Genomic DNA, 6,000 nt, shown 5'->3' with positions numbered 1-6,000 from the left:
GGTCGGCGGGCACCGTCAGCGTCTGACCGCTGCGGGCGGCTTCAGGCGGAACTCGTGATCGGCCCAGTCCGACATCTCCGGAAGCGCGCTATGCTCCCAGTGCATGGAATCGTGCCGCCATCCCTGTGCGAGAGCAACACTGAAGACGCCGTCCATGCATTGAGGCTAGCACGGCAACAACGACCCAGACGTTATCCGTTGCGACGGTGTAGACTCCGTATCGAAGGCGCTCTGGCCTTGGACGCGTCGCGCGCCGGGTCTTTCCGGTCCTTAGATGGCGTCAGAAATCCTGCCCGAGGGGACCGAAAGCGCAGGCTGTCGGGGCCGGGCTCTCCCCGCGGAGCAGGTCATCTCCCGAAGGAAACGGTCATTGTTGCGGCCAGCCACGCTCGATCGCACGCGCTATTGCCTTCGTTCTGGAGGTTGTCCCGAAGCTCTTCAGAATTGCCGAGACATGGGTTTTGACCGTGCTCTCGGACAGTTGCAACTGCCTTGCGATCTCCTTGTTGGCCAGGCCCTCTCGCATCAAGGCGAACACCTCGCACTGCCGATCAGTGAGAACGACGTTCTTGCCGCTTTCCTCCGTCCTGACTTCGCCATCCGGATCATAGCTTTGGAGGAAGCTCCGGGGCAGAAACATCTCACCCCGAAGCATAAGAGAGACGGCGTGCGTCAGAATCTGCGGATCTGCTGACTTCGGGATGAACCCATCTGCCCCGATGCTGAGCGCGGCGCGGATCGTCTCGTTGTCATCAGTTCCGGAGATGAGCGCCACGGCAGAAGCCGGATGGCTTTGCTTCAGTCGGGTCAGCCCATCGAGCGCGGAGGCGTCGGGAAGCTTGAGATCCATCAGCACCAGGTCGACGTCACCACTGTCGGCAAGAAACGTCAGGGCGGCCGCAACGCTGTCGGCACCTTCGACCCGGGTATCGGGAAACTCACTTTCGAGAAGGTTCTTCACCCCCGCACGGATCAGATGATGATCATCAACTATCAACACGACGGTCATGCTCTGTTTCCCCCACCCAAGAGATAAGCAAGCCTGTACCATCAAACCCGGAACGAAGTCACTTCCCCGCACATCTTGCGCCCTCGTCCGCACCTCACCTCAATCGGGACCGGACCGGTCGTCAGGGATCAGACCCCGACCTTCGATGCGGTGAGTATGTGATAGTAGATGCGTGAAAAATCCCGCAGCAACTCATTGTGCAGCGATGTCGTGTTGATGGACGAGATCTCGCGCTCTTCCAGCCGGTTGAAATGCGCAAGACGGCTCTTGTCGACAAGCCTTTCCAGCTCTTTTCGCTGTTTTTGAATACCCTTTCTCACTCTGTTGTCGTTCTGGAGCGACGCGGACAAGGCGATGCGCACGCCATTGCGGATGAGCTCCAGCATCTCCAGCAACTCCTCTGCGCCATTGGCGGAGAACCTGTTTTTCTCCTCCGACGGGGCGGCATAACTCTCGACGGCATTGGCAATCAGATCCGACACATGCGACAGATTGGTCGACAGCAGCAGCAGGTTGATTGCCGCCGCGCTGTCCGCTTCCGAGATCTCCTCACGCGTGATCTTCGTGAGGTAGAGTCTGATCTCCTCTACGATCCTGGATACGCGCGCGCGATTTTCACGGGCAGGTCGAGGATCCGGCGGGATGTTCGATTCAATGCCGTTCGTCAGGAGCGCGAGCATATCCTCAATGTATTCGTTGACCCGATAGAGCTCTCGCGTTGCACCGGTCAGCGCCAATGACGGCGACCCGACCAACTCGTGGTCCAGATACTTCGTGACCGGCTCCGAATCGGTTGGCGCAGGCAGGGGAATGCAGCGTTTGAGCAACCGGGCTGCCGGCCCGACCCAGGGCAGGAACACAAGGACCACAAAGACGTTGAAGGCCGTGTGCACATGCAGCATGATCTGCGGGTCGCCGGCATGTTCCTGAAGAGCATCCGTGACGAGCGGCACGAAGGGCAGAAGCACCAGGCTGGCGGCCAGTTTGAAGCATGCATTGCCGATCGCTGAATGCTGTCCCTGACCACCGGCACGCATCGTCGCCAGTATCGGAGGGACGGTGCCGCCGATGTTCGCACCAAGAACCATGATCACCCCGGTTCCCATCGGGATCACCCCGGATGCGGCCATGGTAGCAATCAGCAAGACCATCGCCACGCTGGAGTGCGCCAACCATGTCAGGATGGCGGCGAAGAACAGGGTCAGCAGAACCTCATTGTCCAGGGCGGCGAAGATGAAGGTCAGGACCTCGGATTCACGCAAGGGTTCCGAGGAAGCACGGATGAGGCTCAGTGAAATCAGCACGAGCCCCAACCCCAGAACCGCGCGGCCGATTTGTCGCCTTGCGTAGTTTTCCGATCTCTCGTGCAAGACGTAGCCGAGCAACATCGCCGTGTATGCCATCCATGTGGGATTGAACGAGAGGATCTGCGCGGCGATCGACGTTCCGACATCAGCCCCCAGCATAACCGCCAGGGCGGCCGCCGTCGTGACCAATCCCTTTGCCGCAAACGAAGACACGATCAAAGCTGTCGCCGTGCTGCTCTGCAGGAAGATCGTGACCACCATGCCCACAGCGAACGAGGACATGCGCCCGTTTACGGCGACTCCGAGGTGCTGCCGGAGCGTCGCGCCGAAAGCCCGCATGATGCCTGTGCGAACCAAGCGGATACCCCATAGCAGCAGCGCTACAGAGCCCACGATCTGCAAAAGAACCACTGAACCGAAAATGATCTTATCTCCCTGGGCGCAGCAGGTGGGTCTGGAATATCGGACCGAAAGGCGGAATCGGGCTTTTAGTCCGGTGCTCCATCATCGTTTTGATCGTCTTTTGTGCTCGCGAATGGACGGACGCCAACTAGTGCGACAGGATCTGGCTGAGGAACTTCTGGGTCCGGTCCATCCGGGGCGAGTCAAAGAATGCGGCCGGCGCGTTCTCCTCGACGATCTCGCCCTCATCCATAAAGATCACCCTGTCGGCCACGGAACGGGCAAACGACATCTCGTGCGTCACGCAGAGCATGGTCATGCCGGTTTCGGCGAGCTCGATCATGACGTCGAGGACCTCCTTGATCATCTCCGGATCAAGCGCGGATGTCGGTTCGTCGAACAGCATGATTGACGGGCTCATGCACAATGCCCGCGCTATCGCGACGCGCTGTTGCTGCCCGCCTGACAATTGGCCGGGATACTTGTTCTTCTGTTCTCCAATCCCGACCCGCTCCAGGTATCGCAAGGCGGTTTCCTCGGCCTCGGCGCGAGGCATGTTGCGAGCCCAGACCGGGGCAAAGCACAGATTGTCGAGAATGGTCATGTGCGGAAACAGGTTGAACTGCTGAAACACCATTCCGACTTCACGTCGAATGTGTGTGATGTTCTTCAGGTTCTCATCGAGGCGCGTGCCATTAACGGTGATCTCTCCTTCCTGATGCTCCTCCAAATGGTTGATGCAACGGATCATCGTCGATTTGCCTGATCCCGATGGGCCGCAGATCACGATCCTTTCACCCTTCGCCACGGTTAGATTGATGTCCTTGAGGACATGAAAACTGCCGTACCATTTGTTGACATTGCGCATCTCGATGACGGTTTCATCGGTGGCGATGTTGCTTTCGATCTTGGCGGACATGGAAGTCTCCGGAAACTAGGTGTGGGCACTCGGGCCGCGTTGTTCCAACCGCCTGCCGTAGAGGCTGAGGCTGTAGCAGATCAGCCAGTAGACAAAGGCGGCAAAGACGTAGGCTTCGGCTTGAAATCCAAGCCAATCGGTATCGAGGGCAGCACCCTTGACCATGCCGAGGAAGTCCAGGAGGCCCACGATGATGACAAGTGAGGTATCCTTGAACAGCGCGATACAGCGGCCGATCAACGGAGGCAGCACGTGCCGCAGGGCCTGCGGCACCACTACGAACGCGATGGTCCGCGCCGGCGTCACCCCAAGCGAAAGCGAAGCCTCGGTCTGGCCTTTCGGAATAGCCTGCAGCCCGCCGCGCACAACCTCGGCCATATAGGCGGAGGAGAACAGGATCATGCCGATCTGAATCCGCAGGAGATTGTTGATCACCAGTTCTGGCGGCAGAAACAGGGGCATCATCACGGAGGCCATGAACAGGATCGTGATCAGTGGCACGCCGCGCAGAAGTTCGATGAATGTGACGCAAAGGACCTTGACGGTTGGCGAACCGTAGTGACGGCCCAGGGCCAGCAATACCCCCAGCGGGATTGAGACGATGACCCCGACCAGCGCCAGCATGATGCTCAGCATCAGGCCGCCCCAGACCGATTGATCGACCTTCTGCATCCCGAAAGCGCCGCCGATCATGATGAGGGCGAAGATCGGCAAGATGGCCCAGGCGGCAATCAGCGTCACGCCACGGATACGGCCTGAGTATGTGAGCGCCGCAAGCCCCATCAGAGCAAGCGCGCTGACGGCCGGACGCCAGGACAGGTCTTGCGGATAGACCCCGATCATCAGCACCTGAAACTTCTCGATGATGAAAGGCCAGCAAGCCCCGCCATTCTGGCGGCAGACGTCGTCATCGCCCTGATAGGTCGCGTTCAGGAACAGCCATTGAATCAGATCCGGGACGAATGACAGCAGTATCGCCAGAAGAACGAGCGTGATGGCGGTGTCCTTCCAGCCGCCAAAGAGGTTACGGCGCATCCAGCCTATCGCGTTGGTCTGGTTGACTGGCGCCGGACGTGGCGGAGAGGCGTGAAAGGTGACGGTCCTGCTTTGCATCTTCTTACCTTTCAACAACCTGCACACGGGCGTTCAGCACGTTCATCACCAGCGAGATAATGAGGTTGATTGTCAGATAGACGGCCATCCACATCGCTATGATTTCAATGGCTTGCCCGTTTTGCCCGATGATTGTTCCGCCGATGGAAACCATATCGGGATAGCCGATCGCCACAGCGAGCGAGCTGTTCTTCACGAGGCTCGCATAATCGTTTGTCGTCGCCGGAATCGTTACCCGCAACGCCTGCGGCAGCAATACGAGGCGGGTGACCACGCCGCGCGAGACGCCCAGGGCATTGGCAGCCTCGATCTGTCCGGCCTGCACCGATTGAATGCCGCTTCGGACATTCTCGCCGATGAAGGCTGCCGTGTAGAGGATCAGCCCAATCAACAGCGCCGCGAACTCCGGCTTGAGCGCCAGCCCGCCCTTGAAGTTGAACCCCTTATAGACGGGAAGTTCGCTGCCGATGGGGCTGTTGCTGGCCAGATAGGCAAGCGTAGCAAGTGTTCCGAAGATCGCCAGCCCACCCCAGAACCCCGGAACCGATGTGCCTGTGCGTCGCTTGTAGGCGCCCGCCCACCGCCAGAAAATGACAGCAAGCAGCAAGGCGATACACACAGCGGCCACGAAAATGCCGAACCCCTCCTCCGCCACTGGGCGCGGCAGGTAGACACCCCGCTTCGAGAGGAAATAGCCTTCGGCGAGCACGATGGCTTCGCGTGGGTGCGGCAAGGAGGCGAGCACGACGCTGTAGACAAAAAAGAGCGTGAGCAGCAGCGGCAGGTTGCGCAGGGTCTCCACGTAGATCGCGGCGCATTTTGCCAGGAGCCAGTTGTTGGAAACACGGGCGACGCCGACCATCACGCCAAGAATGGTGGCGAAGACTATGGCGAGGGCTGAAACCAGAAGAGTGTTCAGAACTCCGACCAGAAAGGCATAGCCGTAGCTGCGGGATGGGTCATACTCGATGAGGCTGTCGCCGATCGGCAAACCGGCCTCACGCCAGAGAAACGCGAACCCGCTTTCAATCCCTCGGATCTCCAGATTTTCCTGGGTGGTCGCAAAGAGAATGTAAGCGACCCCGAGAACCGCGGCGAGAACCATGCCTTGCAGCAGAAGCGACACCAGCTTCTTTGCCAACAGACCCGGCCTTGACCCGATGTACGTGTTCTTCATGTCTTCTGACCGCCCTGCGTGGCTTGCTGCGCCCGGCAAGGTCGGCCGGGCGCATGACTGCGCGAGATTGTGA

Annotated in this window: 5 protein-coding genes; all 5 read right to left on the bottom strand. The window is 59.4% G+C overall.

The window, feature by feature from the left end:
* Positions 1 to 367: 367 nt before the first annotated feature.
* Entirely contained in the window at positions 368 to 1,009 is a 642-nt protein-coding gene (locus NA2_RS05370; RefSeq protein WP_008595026.1) for a response regulator transcription factor, read from the bottom strand.
* Positions 1,010 to 1,137: 128 nt separating this feature from the next.
* Positions 1,138 to 2,727 carry a Na/Pi cotransporter family protein gene (locus tag NA2_RS05365; RefSeq protein ID WP_210161286.1) on the bottom strand — a complete coding sequence of 530 codons (1,590 nt, stop codon included), beginning with the start codon at positions 2,725 to 2,727 and terminating at the stop codon, positions 1,138 to 1,140.
* 139 nt (positions 2,728 to 2,866) lie between these two features.
* The gene (locus NA2_RS05360; RefSeq protein WP_008595022.1) at positions 2,867 to 3,637 is read right to left on the bottom strand and encodes an amino acid ABC transporter ATP-binding protein; all 771 of its coding nucleotides are present in this window, start codon (positions 3,635 to 3,637) and stop codon (positions 2,867 to 2,869) included.
* A 15-nt stretch (positions 3,638 to 3,652) separates the two neighbouring features.
* Entirely contained in the window at positions 3,653 to 4,750 is a 1,098-nt protein-coding gene (locus tag NA2_RS05355) for an amino acid ABC transporter permease (RefSeq protein ID WP_040676790.1), read from the bottom strand.
* Between the two features lie 4 nt (positions 4,751 to 4,754).
* Positions 4,755 to 5,927: an amino acid ABC transporter permease gene (locus NA2_RS05350; RefSeq protein ID WP_008595018.1), complete on the bottom strand. Its 1,173-nt coding sequence runs from the start codon at positions 5,925 to 5,927 to the stop codon at positions 4,755 to 4,757.
* Positions 5,928 to 6,000: the final 73 nt, after the last annotated feature.

This window comes from Nitratireductor pacificus pht-3B, from assembly GCF_000300335.1.
Taxonomy (GTDB): Bacteria; Pseudomonadota; Alphaproteobacteria; order Rhizobiales; family Rhizobiaceae; genus Nitratireductor; species Nitratireductor pacificus.
This window is presented reverse-complemented; position numbering and strand designations above follow the sequence as displayed.

What these genes read in the sequence shown, in the direction of transcription:
- NA2_RS05355 (WP_040676790.1), bottom strand. Translation starts at nt 4,750, where the DNA reads ATGCAAAGCAGGACCGTCACCTTTCACGCCTCTCCGCCACGTCCGGCG.
- NA2_RS05370 (WP_008595026.1), bottom strand. Translation starts at nt 1,009, where the DNA reads ATGACCGTCGTGTTGATAGTTGATGATCATCATCTGATCCGTGCGGGG.
- NA2_RS05360 (WP_008595022.1), bottom strand. Translation starts at nt 3,637, where the DNA reads ATGTCCGCCAAGATCGAAAGCAACATCGCCACCGATGAAACCGTCATC.
- NA2_RS05350 (WP_008595018.1), bottom strand. Translation starts at nt 5,927, where the DNA reads ATGAAGAACACGTACATCGGGTCAAGGCCGGGTCTGTTGGCAAAGAAG.